Annotated in this window: 12 protein-coding genes and 1 pseudogene; 7 read left to right on the top strand and 6 right to left on the bottom strand. The window is 74.3% G+C overall.

Annotated features, from left to right (window positions below; all coding sequences use genetic code 11):
- Nucleotides 1-48: 48 nt before the first annotated feature.
- Nucleotides 49-711: a bifunctional DNA primase/polymerase gene (locus IE308_RS28070; protein WP_110628808.1), complete on the bottom strand. Its 663-nt coding sequence runs from the start codon at nt 709-711 to the stop codon at nt 49-51.
- A 320-nt stretch (nt 712-1,031) separates the two neighbouring features.
- Between IE308_RS28070 and IE308_RS28065 the strand changes: the two genes are divergently transcribed.
- A complete protein-coding gene (locus tag IE308_RS28065) occupies nt 1,032-2,417 on the top strand; it encodes an NsdA family TPR-like regulatory protein (protein WP_110628807.1) in 1,386 nt (461 codons plus the stop codon).
- Between the two features lie 121 nt (nt 2,418-2,538).
- A complete protein-coding gene (locus IE308_RS28060) occupies nt 2,539-4,530 on the top strand; it encodes a hypothetical protein (RefSeq protein WP_190220056.1) in 1,992 nt (663 codons plus the stop codon).
- A 42-nt stretch (nt 4,531-4,572) separates the two neighbouring features.
- On the opposite strand, the gene IE308_RS28055 is transcribed toward IE308_RS28060, so the two are convergent.
- Nucleotides 4,573-5,880, bottom strand: coding sequence for an ABC transporter substrate-binding protein (locus IE308_RS28055; protein ID WP_190220055.1), 1,308 nt, complete (start codon nt 5,878-5,880; stop codon nt 4,573-4,575).
- Nucleotides 5,881-5,997: 117 nt separating this feature from the next.
- Between IE308_RS28055 and IE308_RS28050 the strand changes: the two genes are divergently transcribed.
- Both IE308_RS28050 and purU read left to right on the top strand, forming a co-directional pair.
- Entirely contained in the window at nt 5,998-6,498 is a 501-nt protein-coding gene (locus IE308_RS28050; RefSeq protein ID WP_190220054.1) for an SCO4402 family protein, read from the top strand.
- Between the two features lie 47 nt (nt 6,499-6,545).
- Nucleotides 6,546-7,427, top strand: coding sequence for a formyltetrahydrofolate deformylase (purU, locus tag IE308_RS28045; RefSeq protein ID WP_110628803.1), 882 nt, complete (start codon nt 6,546-6,548; stop codon nt 7,425-7,427).
- 209 nt (nt 7,428-7,636) lie between these two features.
- Here the strand turns inward: purU and IE308_RS28040 are convergent.
- Together IE308_RS28040 and IE308_RS28035 are read right to left on the bottom strand one after the other, a co-directional pair.
- Nucleotides 7,637-9,215, bottom strand: a pseudogene (locus IE308_RS28040) (zf-HC2 domain-containing protein).
- On the bottom strand, nt 9,212-9,793 hold the full coding sequence (locus IE308_RS28035) for a sigma-70 family RNA polymerase sigma factor (protein WP_110628802.1): 582 nt from the start codon (nt 9,791-9,793) through the stop codon (nt 9,212-9,214). Before IE308_RS28035 ends, IE308_RS28040 begins: the two are co-directional and overlap by 4 nt.
- A gap of 355 nt (nt 9,794-10,148) precedes the next feature.
- Between IE308_RS28035 and IE308_RS28030 the strand changes: the two genes are divergently transcribed.
- Complete coding sequence (locus IE308_RS28030; RefSeq protein WP_110628801.1) at nt 10,149-10,529, top strand: STAS domain-containing protein; 381 nt, start codon at nt 10,149-10,151, stop codon at nt 10,527-10,529.
- A gap of 498 nt (nt 10,530-11,027) precedes the next feature.
- The gene (locus tag IE308_RS28025) at nt 11,028-11,486 is read left to right on the top strand and encodes an ATP-binding protein (protein WP_190220213.1); all 459 of its coding nucleotides are present in this window, start codon (nt 11,028-11,030) and stop codon (nt 11,484-11,486) included.
- A 426-nt stretch (nt 11,487-11,912) separates the two neighbouring features.
- Here IE308_RS28025 and IE308_RS28020 read toward each other — a convergent pair whose 3' ends face one another.
- Nucleotides 11,913-12,908 (bottom strand): GlxA family transcriptional regulator, encoded by a 996-nt coding sequence (locus tag IE308_RS28020; protein WP_190220053.1) that lies wholly within the window; start codon nt 12,906-12,908, stop codon nt 11,913-11,915.
- A gap of 117 nt (nt 12,909-13,025) precedes the next feature.
- On the opposite strand from IE308_RS28020, the gene IE308_RS28015 reads away from it, so the two are divergent.
- Nucleotides 13,026-14,321, top strand: a complete 1,296-nt coding sequence (locus IE308_RS28015; protein WP_190220052.1) for an MFS transporter — start codon at nt 13,026-13,028, stop codon at nt 14,319-14,321.
- Nucleotides 14,322-14,372: 51 nt separating this feature from the next.
- Here the strand turns inward: IE308_RS28015 and IE308_RS28010 are convergent, their stop codons facing one another.
- The gene (locus tag IE308_RS28010) at nt 14,373-15,581 is read right to left on the bottom strand and encodes a flavin-containing monooxygenase (protein ID WP_190220051.1); all 1,209 of its coding nucleotides are present in this window, start codon (nt 15,579-15,581) and stop codon (nt 14,373-14,375) included.
- Between the last annotated feature and the right edge of the window lie 6 nt (nt 15,582-15,587).

The raw sequence follows: 15,587 nt of genomic DNA, 5'->3' as shown, positions 1-15,587 counted from the left end.
CAACCTAGCCCCGCAGGGCCACGGGACCCGGCAGACGACAGGCTGCCGTCACCGATCCCGTCCGCACGCGTACGCGAGCGGTGAGATCAGCTCCTCCGCGTCCGGCAGCCACCGGTTCGCGGGAGTGGGCCGACGCGCCCACTGGACCGCCCCCCGGGACCCGTACCGCGTCGGCGGCGCGGCCACGTACGCGCCTTCGCCCAGCGCCACGAGGTCCAGGGAGGAGAGCGACCAGCCGATCTTGCGGACCAGCTCCGGCATCTTCACGGCCGCGCCCGGCAGCACGAAGAAGAACATCCGGCGGTCCGGCGTGAGCGTCACCGGCCCGAGCGTCAGCTCCATGCGCTCCATGCGCGCCAGCGCGAGGAACCCGGCCGTCTCCGGCACGGAGATCGCGTCGAAGGTCCGCCCGGTCGGCAGCAGGATCGACGCCGTCGGCTGCTTCTGCCACATACGGCGCGCGACGGTCGCACTGCCCGTCGCCTGCGTCGCCCAGTCGGCGCGCGCCGGGTGTGCGCCGGGGGCGGCGCACGCCGCGTCCTCGCAGGAGCAGTGCTGCACCCCGTCGACGGCTTCCAGCCAGGTGCCGGGGAACACGTCCCAGTGGCGCTCCTCGGCATAGCGAACGGCGGTCTCCAGCAGCGATTCCCCGCGCTGCTTCGGAATCTGTGCGGCTTCGGTGCCCGGGATCGTCTCTTCCACGTGGAACACAACTCCCGCACCCACCTCTGGTTACGGCCGCGACCGCGCGCGGGGGAGGAGCATCGATTCCGCGTCCGGGGCGCATGGGTGCACGGGTGGGGGCGCGCGGGAGGAACGAGGGGCGTGTGCGGGTAGCCACGGGAGGGGCCGGCTGCCGCCGGTACCCCGGCAATCCTCAACATGCCTCGCATGACGTGCATTTTCGACATGTCGGTGGGGCATCGATCTTCACGACCGGATCGGCACGCCGGGACGTGAAGGGGTCCGGTCGCGGAAGACTCGTCAACCCGGTGCGTGGGCAGGCACCGCAGCCACAGGGGGTTATGCCAATGGCCGCAAGGCCTCTCGTCGCGCGGCAGCCGAACGAACGGCTGCAGGCGCTCATCCAGGAAGCCGGTTGCTCCAACGCGGGCCTGGCCCGCCGGGTCAACATGTGCGGCGCCGAGCACGGCCTGGACCTGCGGTACGACAAGACGTCCGTGGCGCGCTGGCTGCGCGGGCAGCAGCCGCGGGGCCGGGCCCCGGCGATCATCGCGGAGGCGCTGGGCCGCAAGCTGGGCCGTACGGTCACGATCGACGAGATCGGCATGGCCAACGGCAAGAACCTCGCGTCGGGTGTCGGTCTCCAGTTCTCGCCGACGGTACTGGGGGCCATCGAGCAGGTGTGTGAGCTGTGGCGCAGCGACGTGGGGCGCCGCGACTTCCTCTCCGGCTCGTCCGTCGCCGCGTCCGCGCTGGTCGAGCCCAGCCGCGACTGGCTGATCTCCGCGCCCGACGCGCAGGTGGCGCGGGCGGCGGGGCCGCGCGTGGGCCAGTCCGACGTGGCCGCCGTCAAGGCCATGACCCGGGCCCTGGTCGACCTGGACCATCAGTACGGCAGCGGGCATGTGCGCCCGGTCGTCGTGCACTACCTCAACAGCGTCGTCTCCGGGCTGCTGGCCGGCTCGTACCGGGAGGCCGTCGGCCGGGAACTCTTCGCCGCGGTCGCCCGCTTGACCGAGCTGGCCGGCTACATGGCCGTCGACACCGGCCAACCCGGGCTCGCCCAGCGGTACTACATCCAGGCGCTGCGGCTCGCGCAGGCCGCCGGCGACCGCGGCTACGGCGGGTACGTCCTCGCCGCCTCCATGAGCCACCTCGCCGCGCAGCTCGGAAACCCGCGCGAGATCGCGCAGTTGGCGCGCGCGGCGCAGGAAGGGGCGCGCGGGCGGGTGACACCGCGCGCGGAGTCGATGTTCCACGCCGCCGAGGCCCGCGGGCACGCCCTCCTCGGTGACGCGCGCGCCGCGCAGGCGGCCGCCGGGCGGGCGCTGAGCGCGATGGAGGCCGCCGACCCGGCGTCCGGGGACGACCCGGTGTGGATCGCGCACTTCGACGAGGCCTATCTCGCCGACGAGTTGGCGCACTGCCACCGCGACCTCGGCCAGGCCGAGGCGGCGGCCCGGTACGCCGAGCAGTCGCTGGCCGGGCACCCGGAGTCGCGGGCGCGCCGCCGGGCCATCGGCTATGTCCTCCTCGCCACCGCGCAGGTGCAGCAACGCGAGATCGAACAGGCCTGCCACACCGGCCTGAAGGCGGTGGAACTCCTCGAAACCCTGCGCTCCAACCGGGGCGCCGAGTACCTGGAGGACTTCCAGCAGCGCCTCGAACCGTACCGAGAGGAGGCGGTGGTACGGGAGTTCGGAGCGCGGCTGGACCTGCAGACCGCGGCGTGACCGAGTCTGTAACGGCGGTCACAGGGAAGGAGGCGACGTCCTGAGCTGCGTGGCACCCGGCTCGGGGGACCCGGTAGCGTGAGCCGACGATTCCGAAGGTCCCCCATTCGTAGGAGTCCCGGTGACGCAGAGTGGACAGGGCGATCAGCCCTCGGCGCAGCCCGCGCGCGAAGGCATAGTGCTGCCTTCCGACGGGGGCGAGCCCCTGCTGCCGGGCCCGCACGCGGGCGGACAGCCCGGCCCGCAGCCGGGGCCGTACCCCGGCGGGCCGCAGCCCGGCCCGTACGGCCCCGACCCCTCCGCCGCCGCCCCCGCGGGCGGCCAGGCGTGGGGCGGAGCGTGGGGACCCGGCCAGCAGCAGCCGCAGCAGCAGCCGCAGCAGCAGGCGCCGCAGCAGTGGCAGCAGCAGCCTGCCCAGCCGCAGACCTGGGCGGGCGCCGGGCCGCTGCCCCAGGAGGGCGCACAGCCCCCGGCGTACGGCAGCCAGGGCGCGCCGCAGACCGCGGCCTACGCCTACCCGAGCGCCCCGCAGGCACCCGACCCGCACACCCCGGCCTACGGCTACCCGCCCGCGCCCGCCGCCGGCGGCGTACCGGGCGCCCCGCTGCCCCCGGCCGACGAGGGCGCCACGCAGTACCTGCCGCCCGTGGCCGCTCCGGGCGGCGACGAGGGCGCGACGCAGTACCTCCCGCCGGTCCCGGCCCAGCCCGGCCACGGCGCGCCCGGCACCCAGGGCGCGCCCGGCCCGTACGGCACCCCGGCCGGCCCCGCACACCACCAGGCCCCGCAGGCCCCGCAGGCGCAGGGCATACCTCCCGCGCACGGCGGCCCGGCCGGCCCAGCGCACCATTCCCAGGCTCCCCAGGCCCAGGGCATGCCTCCCGCGCACGGCGGCCCCGCCGGCCCCGCGGCGCACCACCCCCAGGCCCCCCAGGGGCAGGGCATGCCCCCCGCGCAGGGCGGTCCGGCCGCCCCCGCGGCGCACCACCCCCAGGCCTCGCAGACCCCGGGCGCCCAGCCGGCGCAGGCCTCCGCGCAGCCGCACGGTGCCCCCACCGACCCCGCCACCCACCTCATCCGCCCCGTCGGCCCCGGTGCGCTGCCGCCGGAGCGGGGTGCCGAGTCGACGCAGCTGCTCGGGCGGGCCGTACCGCCGGGTCCCGGGCCGCTGCCGCCGGCCGGGGGCCCCGACGCCGAGGCCACGCAGTACATCGCGCCCGTGCCCGGACAGCCGGACCCGGCGGCGGCGTACGGCGGCGGGGCCGACCGGCAGCCGCCGACGGAGTTCGACAACCTCTTCCGCAGCGGCCCCGGCGCCGACGGCCCCGCCGGTGCCACCCAGCAGCTGCCCCGCATCGACCAGGGCGCCGGCGCCCCCGGGTACGCCCCGCAGGCCGCGCCGCCCGCGTTCATCCCGTCGCGCCCCGGCCGGGACGAGGACGGCGGCGACGAGCGGCGCCGGGCCGGCCGTACCGGCTCGCGGCTGCCCCTGATCGCCGCGATCGGCGTCGGCATCGCCGTGCTGGGTGTCGGCGCGGGCGCGCTCCTCGGCAGCTCCGGCGGGGACGACGACGACAGCAAGGGCGACGCGAGCACGAACGTGTCCGCGACCGCGCCCGCGACCCAGGCCTCCCCGTCGCCGTCCGCCGATCCGGCGAAGGAGCAGGCGGTCGCGCTGGACAAGCTGCTGGCGGACAGCGGCAGCAGCCGGGCCGCCGTGATCAAGGCGGTGGCCGATGTGAAGGGCTGCCGCAACCTCGGACAGGCCGCCACCGACCTGCGCGCCGCCGCCCAGCAGCGCACCGGCCTGGTCACCCGGCTCGGCACGCTCCAGGTGGACAAGCTGCCGGACCACGCCGCCCTGACCGGTGCGCTCACCAACGCGTGGAAGGCGTCCGCGTCGGCGGACAACCACTACGCGGCGTGGGCCGACCAGGTCGCCGCGAGCAAGGGCAAGCTGTGCAAGAAGGGCCAGGCCCGCGCCACCAACCAGGCCGCGGCCGGCAACCGCGCCAGCGGCACCGCCAGCACGGAGAAGAAGACGGCCGCCGGACTGTGGAACGCGATCGCCCGGCAGTACGGGCTGAGCGAGCGGCAGCCGACCCAGCTGTGACGGCGGGGCCGGGGCCCGCTCTGTGACGCGGACCGGGGACGGTCAGCCGAGGTCGGCGTCGAGCAGGGTCCGCGTCACGTCGACGAAGCCCTTCTCGGCGGCGACCAGCCGGCCGTCCCGGACGACTTGGAGCGTCACGTCGGCGTTGACCAGGCGGGGGAAGCCCACGGCGGCCAGCTTGCCGGAGAACTCCCAGCGCAGCAGAGGGGTCAGCCCGCCGGTGTCGACCGTGACGCCCTTGTCGAGGGCGCCCCGCACGGTGTCGGCGGTCACCTCGCCGTCGCCCAGCCTCTCGACCACCTGCGTGAACGCGGTGTAGGCGATCGACGTCGTCTGCACCCCGGCGTCCGCGGGGTCGATGCGGTTGTCGAGGAAGGCCTGCTCCTTGATCACCTTCTTCATCCCCTCCCAGCGCGGATCGCTCGCGACGGGGTACCAGCCGGTGATGTACGCCCCCTCGTACGGCCCCGACCGGCCGCCCGAGGCGTCGATCACCGTCTGGTCGACGCTGCCGAGGACGGTCGCCGCGCGCACCCGCGGATAGTCGTCGCGGACGCGCCGGAAGGAGTCCATGAAGATGTCGGTGCGGTCGCCCAGCGCGGGCACCACGCAGCCCTCCTCGCCCGAGTGCGCCGTGGACCGCTGAAGCGCCCGCTCCGACTGGGCCGAGTACTCGGTGGCGTCCTCCGCGGCCCGCTGGTCGCCGGAGGCGGCGTGCCGGCCGGCCTTCAGACCCGAGTCGAGCAGCGCGGGCAGCTCGTCGCCGGCGATGGAGTCGGGCCGCACCAGCGTCACCGGGCCGCAGGCCGCGGCGAGCTTGCGGCCGAGCCCCGCGAGCAGGGCGGGCTGGCCGCCGTTGACCGGGTAGGACAGCGGGCTGGTGAACTCGGCGGTCGTGATGCCGTAGCCGCCGATGTACGGGATGCCGGCGCCCTCCAGGGGCGGGAAGAAGGAGTCGGCGTACTGGCTGTAGGAGCCGACGACGGCGACGACCTCCTCCTGCACGGCGCGGCGGGCGCACTTCGCGGCGCCCACCATGTCGTTGTGCTCGTTGCAGACCAGGACCTTCAGCTTGCGGCCGTCGATGCCGCCGTGGGCGTTGATCCAGCGCTCGTAGGCCTGCGCGAAGGCGGGCATACCGGGCTTGTCGGTGGCGCCGGTGTCCATCGGCGCCCAGGTCATGACCTTGATCGGGTCATCCCCGGAGCCCCCCGTGGCACCGGGGACGACCCCGCATCCGGCGGCGAGGGACGCGCACGCCACCGCTGCCGCCGCGGCGCGGAGGGCTCTGGTGACGGGGTCGGTGCGGGTGGGGAGGAAGGTGCTTCGCGTGTGTCGCCTGCCGGTCATGGATCCGCACGATTCCGCCACACAGCCAACCCCGGAGTGACCACCGGTCAACGGATGGTGACGCGGAGGTGAATTACGGGGGGCGTCACGGGCGGTCCGCGGCGGATCGTACGATCGATGACTGTGCAAGCTCCGGAGAACTCTTCCCGTCGCGGCCGTCGCTCCTCCACCATGGGCGGCATGCCTGTAAACGACATGCCGTGGTGGCGGTGGCGCAGCAACGTGCGCTCGGCGCTGCACATGCTCTCCGACCCCGGCTTCCAGCGGGACGTCTGGCTGGCCGGCGTGGAGGGGTACGGCGACGTCACCGACGCCGTGTACCGGCTGGTCGAGGACACCTGGCTCGACCACTGGTCCGCCGAGAAGTACGTCGGCACGATCTTCCGCGACTCGCAGGAGGCGGCCCTCGTCGACACCGCCGTGCTGCGCGTGCTGCGGATCGTGCACCAGGTCGGCCCGGACGCCCCGGTCTCGGCCTACATCGACCACCCGGCGTGGCCGGAGGCGGTCCGCGCGGCCCGCGACGCGCACATACGCCTCGCCACCAGCGACGGCGAGGACCCCGACGCGCCGCCGCGCACCCTGGAGGTCCTGCAGATCCTCACCCGGTCCGCGTAGCGGACGGCGCTCCGTCCGGCGGCGCCGGACATGAGACCCTGTCCTGCATGAACGAGCAGTCCCCCCGAGCCGAGGCCCCGGCCGACCAGTACGTCCTGACGCTCTCCTGCCCCGACAAGCAGGGCATCGTCCACGCCGTGTCGAGCTACCTGTTCATGACCGGCTGCAACATCGAGGACAGCCAGCAGTTCGGCGACCACGACACGGGACTGTTCTTCATGCGCGTCCACTTCTCGGCGGAGGCGCCGGTGACCGTGGACAAGCTGCGCGCCAGCTTCGCCGCGATCGGTGACTCCTTCCACATGGACTGGCAGATCCACCGGGCCGACCAGAAGATGCGCATCGTCCTGATGGTCAGCAAGTTCGGGCACTGCCTGAACGACCTGCTGTTCCGCGCCCGGACCGGCGCGCTGCCCGTCGAGATCGCCGCGGTGGTGTCCAACCACACCGACTTCGCCGAGCTGGTGGCCTCGTACAACATTCCCTTCCACCACATCCCGGTGACGAAGGAGAACAAGCCGGAGGCCGAGGCGCGGCTGCTGGAGCTGGTCCGCGAGGAGCGGGTCGAGCTCGTCGTCCTCGCCCGCTACATGCAGGTCCTCTCCGACGACCTGTGCAAGCAGCTGTCGGGGCGGATCATCAACATCCACCACTCCTTCCTGCCGAGCTTCAAGGGCGCGAAGCCGTACCACCAGGCGCACGCGCGCGGGGTGAAGCTGATCGGCGCGACCGCGCACTACGTGACCGCCGACCTCGACGAGGGGCCGATCATCGAGCAGGAGGTCGAGCGGGTGGGGCACGACGTCTCGCCCGAGGGGCTGGTGGCGATCGGCCGGGACGTGGAGTGCCAGGCGCTGGCGCGGGCCGTGAAGTGGCACGCGGAGCGCCGGATCCTGCTCAACGGGCGCCGGACGGTCGTGTTCGCCTAGGGCGTGTCCGCAAAGTCCCGTCTGCCGCCCGACGCCCGGCACGTCCTCTCGCCGCACCGGCCGGTCTCCCGCTTACAACCAGTACGCGGGCGCCCGTCCGGCACGGCGAGAGCACACACCGGACGCCGCTCGGCCCGCCCTCCGGGCGGACGACGCGACTTTGCGGACACGCCCTAGGGCAGTTGCCTTCGCTTCGAAGGCGACGCCCCTCACATCCGGCTCAGTGCCGCCGCCGCGTACAGCACGTCCCGGATCGCCTCCTTGTCTCCCATCTGGCCCGCCGCCGCCTCCGTCGGCGGCACGTGACCCGCGGCCAGGCGGCAGAACTCCACGCCGTCCAGGGCGATGTGGGCGACCTCGTGGTCGGCGGAGCCCAGCGCGGCGGGGGAGTCGAGCGGGATGAACCACTCGCCGCCGCCCAGGCCCTCGATCTCCAGCCGCAGACTGCGGCCCGGCTCACCGGCGGCCACCAGGTGCCGGCCGGGGCCGGGCGAGGCCGGCCTGGCGGCGGGCGGCCAGCACCTTGGGCAGCATCCGGGCGGCGAGGTCGATCATGCCGCGCAGATGGCGGGGCGCCGGCGGGTCGTACGGGTAGTCCACGGCCTCGGCGATGTCCTCGGCGTGCACCCAGCACTCGAAGGCGCGGTCCAGCAGCGCGTCCCGCAACGGCAGTTCGAAGTCGCCGTAGGAGATGCCCATGCCGCCCGCCGTGCTGCCGGTGAAGGAGGCCGTCCGCACGATGGCGTGGCTCTGCTCCCGCCACGGCCCGCGCACCGTGCGCGTGGGCGGGAAGTGCGAGGCCCGCCAGTACGCCTCCGTGCGCGCGCCGGGCGTGCGGGCCTCGGCGCCGGCGCCCTCCAGCGGGTCGTCGAGGCCCAGCGCGAGCGCGACGAGTCCGTCGACGGCCAGCAGATGGGCGATGACCCCGGCGACGGTCGTACGGCGGCTGGTCGCCTCCTCGCCCGCGAACCAGCGCAGCCGCACGGGCGCGTGCCACTCGGCGTCCCCGAAGTCCTGCAGCAGCGCGTCCAGGCGGGCCGTCTCCGCGTCGTACGCCCGCGCCCACTCCGGCACCGGGATGCGCGGCGGCCGCCGGTCCAGGCAGCCCTGGAGGACGCGGGTGCGCAGCGCCGGGTCGAGGTCGAGGCTCTCCGGGCGCTGGAGCAGGCCCACCGCCTCCCGCAGCCGGCGCGCCTCGTCGGCGCAGGCGCCGCAGGAGCCGAGGTGCTCCTCCACGGCCGCGGTCTCCTCCGCCGAGCACGCCGCCAGCGCCCACGCGCCCAGCAGCGACTTCAGCACGCCGTGCTCCAGGCGCAGCGGCACCGGGACGGCCGGGGGCGGGAGCGGCCGCCCGCTGTCCTCGACGGAGGCCCGGGGCATCGGTATCCGCGGCTCGCGGTCCGGGAGCGGAGACGCACCGTCCCCCGCGCCGCCGTCATCGTCGCCGCCGCCGTAGTGACCTGCGCCGCTGCCGAGACCGGCGTCGCCGTCCCGGTCGTCGCGGGGCTGATGGGCGTCGCTGCCCCCGTCGTCGCCGCGGTGACGGCCGTCGCTGTCCCGCTCGTCGCCGTGGTGACGGCCATCGCCCCCGCGATCGTCGCCGTAATGTCCGGTGTCGCCGTCCCGCTCGTCGCCGTAACGCCCGGCGTCCCCCTCCCGGTCGTCGCCCCCCTGCTCCGGCACCTCGTACGCCGTCCCCCCGGGCTCGCGGCCCTGTGTGCCGTCCGGCCCGTCCTCCGTGCCCTCCTCGGGGCCCTCCGGCTCCTCGAAGTGGTTCAGCTCGGTCACACCGCACCCCCGTACTCCGGTGGCGCGCCCGGCGTCGCGGTGTCGTGCGCCGTGGACAGCAGCTGCAGGCCCAGGCGGAGGCGGCGGCGCGCCTCGTCCTCGGTGACGCCGAGGTCGACGGCGGTCTGCCGGTAGTCCCGGCGCTGGAAGTACGCCGACTCCAGCGCGGCGCGCAGCGGGGCGGGCATGGCCTGGACGATGTAGTCGGCGCGGGCGGCGACGGCCGCGTGGCGGACCTTGCGCTCCAGTTCCTCGGCGGAGCCCTGGCCGCCCTGGGCGAGCGCGGCGGTCTCGGTGGCGCGCAGCCGCTGCACGGCGAGCCGGTGGGTCAGCGAGGCGACCCAGGTGCGCAGCGGGCCCGTCTTCGGGTCGTAGGTGTCGGGGTGCTCCCAGACGTGGGCGAAGACCTCGCGGGTGATGCCGTCGGCGGCCCGGTCGTCGCCGAGGACCCGGTGGGCGAGGCTGTAGACGAGCGAGGCGAAGCGGTCGTACAGCTCGCCGAGCGCGGCGGCCTCACCGCGGGCGAGCCGTTGCTGCATCTTGCGGTCCCAGCGGGGCGGTGCGTCCTTCTTCGCCATTCGGCCCCCTCCCGGTGCCCGTCGCCCTGGTCCAGCCTGCGCCCGTCGTCTCCTCGAATGTAGTCGGCACGTCTGACAACGCACGCCCCTTTGTGCCAATGTGCGCCCCCAGTTGTGCCGGAGGTGGTATGGGGACGCTTCCGGAGTTTTCACCCCTGGCGGCCGCCTACCCCCTCACCTTCCGACCAGAACTGATTTCCGTCTGACCTGTCTCGATCGAACAGGATCGAGGGTGACTGAAACAAGCCCCTTGTTGATCGTCTGCGGTTTTATGTCCCGGGTTTCGGGGAACGGCCGGTGGGCAGCCGCGCTGCAAGGAAGCGTAGGGACTGCTTCCGGTTGGTGAGCGAAGGGCGTGGTGGTGACGTTCAAAGTGACCGACGGCGAGCGCGGCGAGTGGGCCGTGCTCCAGGTGTCGGGAGAGCTGGACCTGGTGACGTCCCCGGTGCTGCGGCAGCGGGTGCACGACGTGGTCGCGGCGGGCCGGCACGACCTCGTCCTCGACCTGTCCGAGGTGTACTTCTGCGACTCCAGCGGCATCGGCGTGCTCATCGCCGCCCGCCGTCTGCTGCGCTCGTGCCGGGGCCGGCTGCGGCTGGTGCTGCCGGACGGCGGCTCGGTGGAGGGCTCCCACGTCAACCGGGTCTTCGGGGCCCTCGGCGTGCGCCGCTTGTTCGATGTGCACCCCGATCTCACCGACGCGGTCACCGAGGAGGAGCCGCCGCTGTCGGCGTGAGGGCGAAGGGCCGGCGCCGACGGTACGGCCGGCCCGAAAGGCCGTTCCCCGACCGGCACTCAGCGCGGGCCGCGGGGCCTCGCGATGTCGCGGAATGTGGCATACCGCTGTCACGGAGCGTCGATACCGGGTTGTGTCCTTCCCGCGACTCGTCACGGCCCGGAGTCGGGGGTGCCCTCGGGTACCTTGGGTGAGATGCGAGTGGTTCCCGGTAAGAGCCATGCCGGTGTTGCCTGTTCGACTCCCCGCGAAGAGCGTCGCACAGTATGCCGCACGGGTACTCCTTCGCGCTGGAATATGCCCGAAGCGCTTGTTGGGGTGACTGTACGTCAACCAAGCTGTCCTGCAAGGGTTTCACGTTCCGTGATCCAGGCTCCGGCCATTGTCCTGGCCATGCAGAAGATGGCTACGATCGTGGCCCTCGTCGTCGTGGTGCTCGCGTGGCGCGCGGCCATGTGTCCGCCGGTTCGGATGGTGTGAGCGGTGCAGGTGCTACAGGTGCAGCTGGAGATCCGGCCCGACCCCGCTGAAGTGGGGCGGGCCCGGCGGTGGGCCCGTTCGCGGCTCGCCGGATCGGGCATAGCGGCCGACGACCCGCTGGCCGAGACGCTGATCCTGCTCGTGTCCGAACTGGTCACCAACGCCGTGGTGCACACCGGCTGTCCGGCCGTGCTGCGGCTGTCCCTGCCCGGCGCGGCCGCCGAACCGGCCCCCGTCCGGCTGGAGGTCGCCGACCTCAGCGGGCGCGCGCCGGTGCCGCGCTGCGTGGACGGCGACGCGACCGGCGGACGCGGACTGGCCCTCGTCGACGGGCTCGCCGACCGGTGGGGCTGGAGTCCCGAGGGCGCGGGCAAGCGCATCTGGTGCGAACTCGACCGCTGCACACCGCCGCGGTCCGCCCGGACCTGCGGCACCGCGCTGCCGTTGTACGGGGGCCTGGCGTACGAAGCGGTGTGACGGCGGCCCGCCCGCCCACCGCGTGTGACGCGCGCCGTCGCGACCGGCGCCCGCAGTGGGGCACGGTCGCAGGAAGCGCTGTTCCGGCCGTCCCCGGCCGGGCTGTGCGCCCGTGGTGTGCTCCTGTGCGCGCCCGCGACAAATGGGTCGTAAGTAACAATTTTCCTTTCGCCTGTTGACGTGACGTGTCCGTTTGATCACGCTTGTGGGCAGCGATTCGCCGCGAGGGGACGGCGAGGGCCCCGCTGACGGGCCCTCGGCGAGTGCGGATCGCGGACGGCGTCGGTTCCCTTCACGGGGCGCTCGGGGCGAAGGGAAGTCGGGGCGGGTACGCCGGAGTCGGTCGGCGGTGCGCGGTGCCGTGCTCGGGGCGGAGTCGCGCACCGCCGGCCGCACTGCTGTCCACAGGCTGTGGAGGACGGGACGTCAGACCACGCTGCCCGCACGGAACGTACGCCGGTACGCCGTGGGGGTCACCCCGAGCGCCGCCTGCAGATGCTGCCGCATCGACTGCGCCGTACCGAACCCCGCCTGCCGGGCCACCTGGTCGACGGACAGGTCGGTCGACTCCAGCAGCTGCCGGGCTCGTTCGACCCGCTGCTGGGTGAGCCACTGGCCGGGGCTGACACCGGTCTCCTCGCGGAAGCGCCGGGTGAACGTCCGTACGGACATGGCCTCCTGGGCGGCCATGTCCCGCAACTGGATCGGCTCGTGCAGCCGGCCGAGCGCCCAGGCCCGCGCGGCGGTCGTGGTCGCCTGCTGCGGATCCGGCACCGGGCGTTCGATGTACTGCGCCTGCCCGCCGTCACGGTACGGCGGTACGACCGTACGGCGGGCGACCTCGTTGGCGACGGCGGTGCCGTGGTCGCGGCGCACCATGTGCAGGCACAGGTCGAGACCGGCCGCGACGCCCGCCGACGTCAGCACGTCACCGTCGTCGATGAACAGCACGTCCGGATCCACCCTGACCCGCGGGAACATCCGCTGGAACCGGTCGGCGTCGGCCCAGTGCGTGGTGGCGGGGCGGCCGTCGAGGACGCCGGCGGCGGCCAGGACGTAGGAGCCGGTGCAGATCGACGCGAGCCGGGTGCCGGGCCGGATCAGCGCGAACGCCGCGGCCAGTTCCTCGGTGAGCACGCCGTCGTCGTAGACCGGGCCCAGCTCGTACGACGCCGGGACGATCACCGTGTCGGCGGTGGCCAGGACCTCGGGGCCGTGCTGGACGTCGATGGCGAAGTCCGCGTCCGTCTGCACCGGCCCCGGCGGGCGCACCGAGCAGGTGACGACGTCGTACAGTCGGCGCCGCAGCCCGTCCCGGGGGCGGCCGAAGATCCGGTGCGGGATGCCCAGCTCGAACGGCAGCAGCCCGTCCAGCGCCAGCACGGCGACCCGGTGCGGGCGGAACTCCCGGCCCTCGCTCATCCCGCTCTCCTCCCCGGTCTTCTCGCCCGACTGATGGCCGACTGATGGCCCGATCCTAGCGAATGCTGTCCTCCGGGCCACTCGATCACCTCGGGCGCGGGCCCGAAGCTCTATGACGTGACTCAGACAACCGAAGCCGCCACCGCCGTCCCCCCGCAGCGGCGGACACGCGTCCACCGCGCGTGGTTCGTCGCCGCGGTCACCTTCGTCACGATCATCGGCGCGGCGGCCTTCCGCTCGCTGCCCGGCCTGCTCTTCGACCCGCTGCACGAGGAGTACGGCTGGTCACGCGGCACGATCGGCGCCGCCGTCTCCGTGAACCTCGCGCTGTACGGCCTCACCGCCCCGTTCGCCGCCGCGCTGATGGACCGGTTCGGCATCCGCCGTATCGTCGCCGCCGCCCTGACGGTGATCGCGCTCGGCTCCGGCCTGACCGTGTGGATGACGGCGCCCTGGCAGCTGATGCTGTGCTGGGGCGTGCTCGTGGGCCTCGGCTCCGGCTCGATGGCGCTGGCCTTCGCCGCGACGGTCACCAACCGCTGGTTCACCGAGCGCAGGGGCCTGGTCAGCGGCATCCTCACCGCCGCGTCCGCCTCCGGCCAGCTGATCTTCCTGCCGCTGCTGTCCTGGCTGGTGGAGAAGCACGACTGGCGCCCCGCCGCCGTCACGGTCGCGCTCGCCGCCCTCGCCGTGGTGCCGTTCGTCTGGCTGCTGCTGCACGACCACCCGGCCGACGTGGGCCTCGCGCCGTACGGCGCACGGCAGTTCGTGCCCAAGCCCGCCCCCGTGCCCGGCGCCGCCCGCCGCGCCGTCGGCGTGCTGCTGTCCGCCGTGCGCACCGGCCCCTTCTGGCTGCTGGCCGGCACCTTCGCGATCTGCGGCGCCTCCACCAACGGCCTGATCCAGACCCACTTCGTGCCCGCCGCGCACGACCACGGCATGCCCGTGACCGCCGCCGCCTCGCTGCTCGCCGTCATCGGCGTGTTCGACGTGGCCGGCACGATCGCCTCCGGCTGGTTCACCGACCGCTTCGAACCGCGCCGCCTGCTCGCCGTCTACTACGCCCTGCGCGGCGTCTCCCTGCTGTTCCTGCCGATGCTGCTCGCGCCCAGCGTCCACCCGCCGATGATCTTCTTCATCGTCTTCTACGGCCTCGACTGGGTCGCCACCGTCCCGCCGACCCTGGCCCTGTGCCGGGAGCAGTACGGCGAGGACAGCGCGATCGTCTTCGGCTGGGTCCTCGCCTCCCACCAGGTCGGCGCGGCGGCCGTGGCCTGGCTGGGCGGCGTCGCCCGGGACGCCTTCGGCGCGTACGACGTCGTCTGGTACGCGTCCGGCGCGCTGTGCGCGGCGGCGGCGCTGATGGCGCTGGTGATCCGGCGGCAGCCGCGGGCACTGGTGGCCGCGGCCTGACCCGGGAGCCAAGCCTCCGCCGGGACGCCTGACCCGGCCGTCGGCGGCCGCTCAGGACGGCAGCCGCGACACCTGCCCGTCGGCGTGCGCGGCGACCGCCTTCGCGATCTTCCCGGCGTCCAGGGCCATCTCGCGGAACATGCCGCTGATCGGGTTGGTGAACCCGGTGAAGTACAGGCCCGGCGCCTGCCGCGGGGAGCGGGCGCCGTGCACGACGGGTCTGCCGCGCTCGTCGAGCACATCCAGGTGGCCGACGAGGTCCTCCAGCGCGCGGACGTACCCGGTCGCGGCGATGACCGCGTCCGGCTCGATCCGGCTGCCGTCGGCGAGGACGACCTTGCCCTCCTCGAAGGAGTCGACGGCGGCCACGACCTCCACCCGGCCCTTGCGCACCGCGTCGATCAGCCCCACGTCCTGCACCGGGATCGCGCCCTCGGTGACCCGGCTGTACAGGCCGGTGTCCGGGCGGGGCAGCCCGTGCGCGGACAGGTCGGGCACGCTCAGCCGCGCCAGGGGCTTCGCCAGCCGGTCGACCAGCGGCACCGGCAGCCGCCGTACCAGGACGCCGGTGTACTGGGCGGCCCAGCCGGCCGTCGAGCGGCGCACGATGTGCGGCGCCGTGCGCACCGCGAGCCGCACCCGCGCCGCGCCGCCCTCCACCAGGTCCACGGCGATCTCCGCGCCGGTGTTGCCGACGCCGACGACGAGGACGTCCCGGCCCGCGTACGGGCCGGCGTTGCGGTAGGCGGAGGCGTGCAGGAACTCGCCGGTGAAGCCGGCGCGGCCGGGCCAGTCCGGGACGCGCGGCGTGTGGTTGTGGCCGGTGGCGACGATGACGGCGGCGCCGGTCAGCTCCCGGCCGCCGGAGGCGTGCAGCAGCCAGCCGGTGCCGTCGGGCAGGCGGTCGACGCGGGAGACCTCGACGCCGGTGACGATCTCCAGCGCGTGGTGCTCGGCGTACTTCTCCAGGTAGCGCACGACGTCGTCGCGGGAGACCCAGCGGCCGAAGCGGCGCGGCATCGGCAGCCCGGGCAGCGCGGAGAGCCGGCGGGTGGTGTGCAGGTGCAGCCGGTCGTAGTGGCGCCGCCAGGACGCTCCCACCCGGTCGGACTTCTCCAGCACGACGGCGCGCAGGCCCCGGGCCCGCAGGGCGTACGCGGCAGCGAGACCGCCGGGCCCGCCGCCGATGACGTAGACGGGGCGGTCGGCGGGCTGCGCGGCGGGGTGTGCCGGGGTCGCGGACGGTGTGGAGTCGGCCATGAGCGC

This window comes from Streptomyces griseosporeus, from assembly GCF_014656055.1.
Classification (GTDB): domain Bacteria; phylum Actinomycetota; class Actinomycetes; order Streptomycetales; family Streptomycetaceae; genus Streptomyces; species Streptomyces griseosporeus.
The sequence above is the reverse complement of the archived record's forward strand: the minus strand, read 5'-3'. Positions and strand labels throughout refer to the sequence as shown.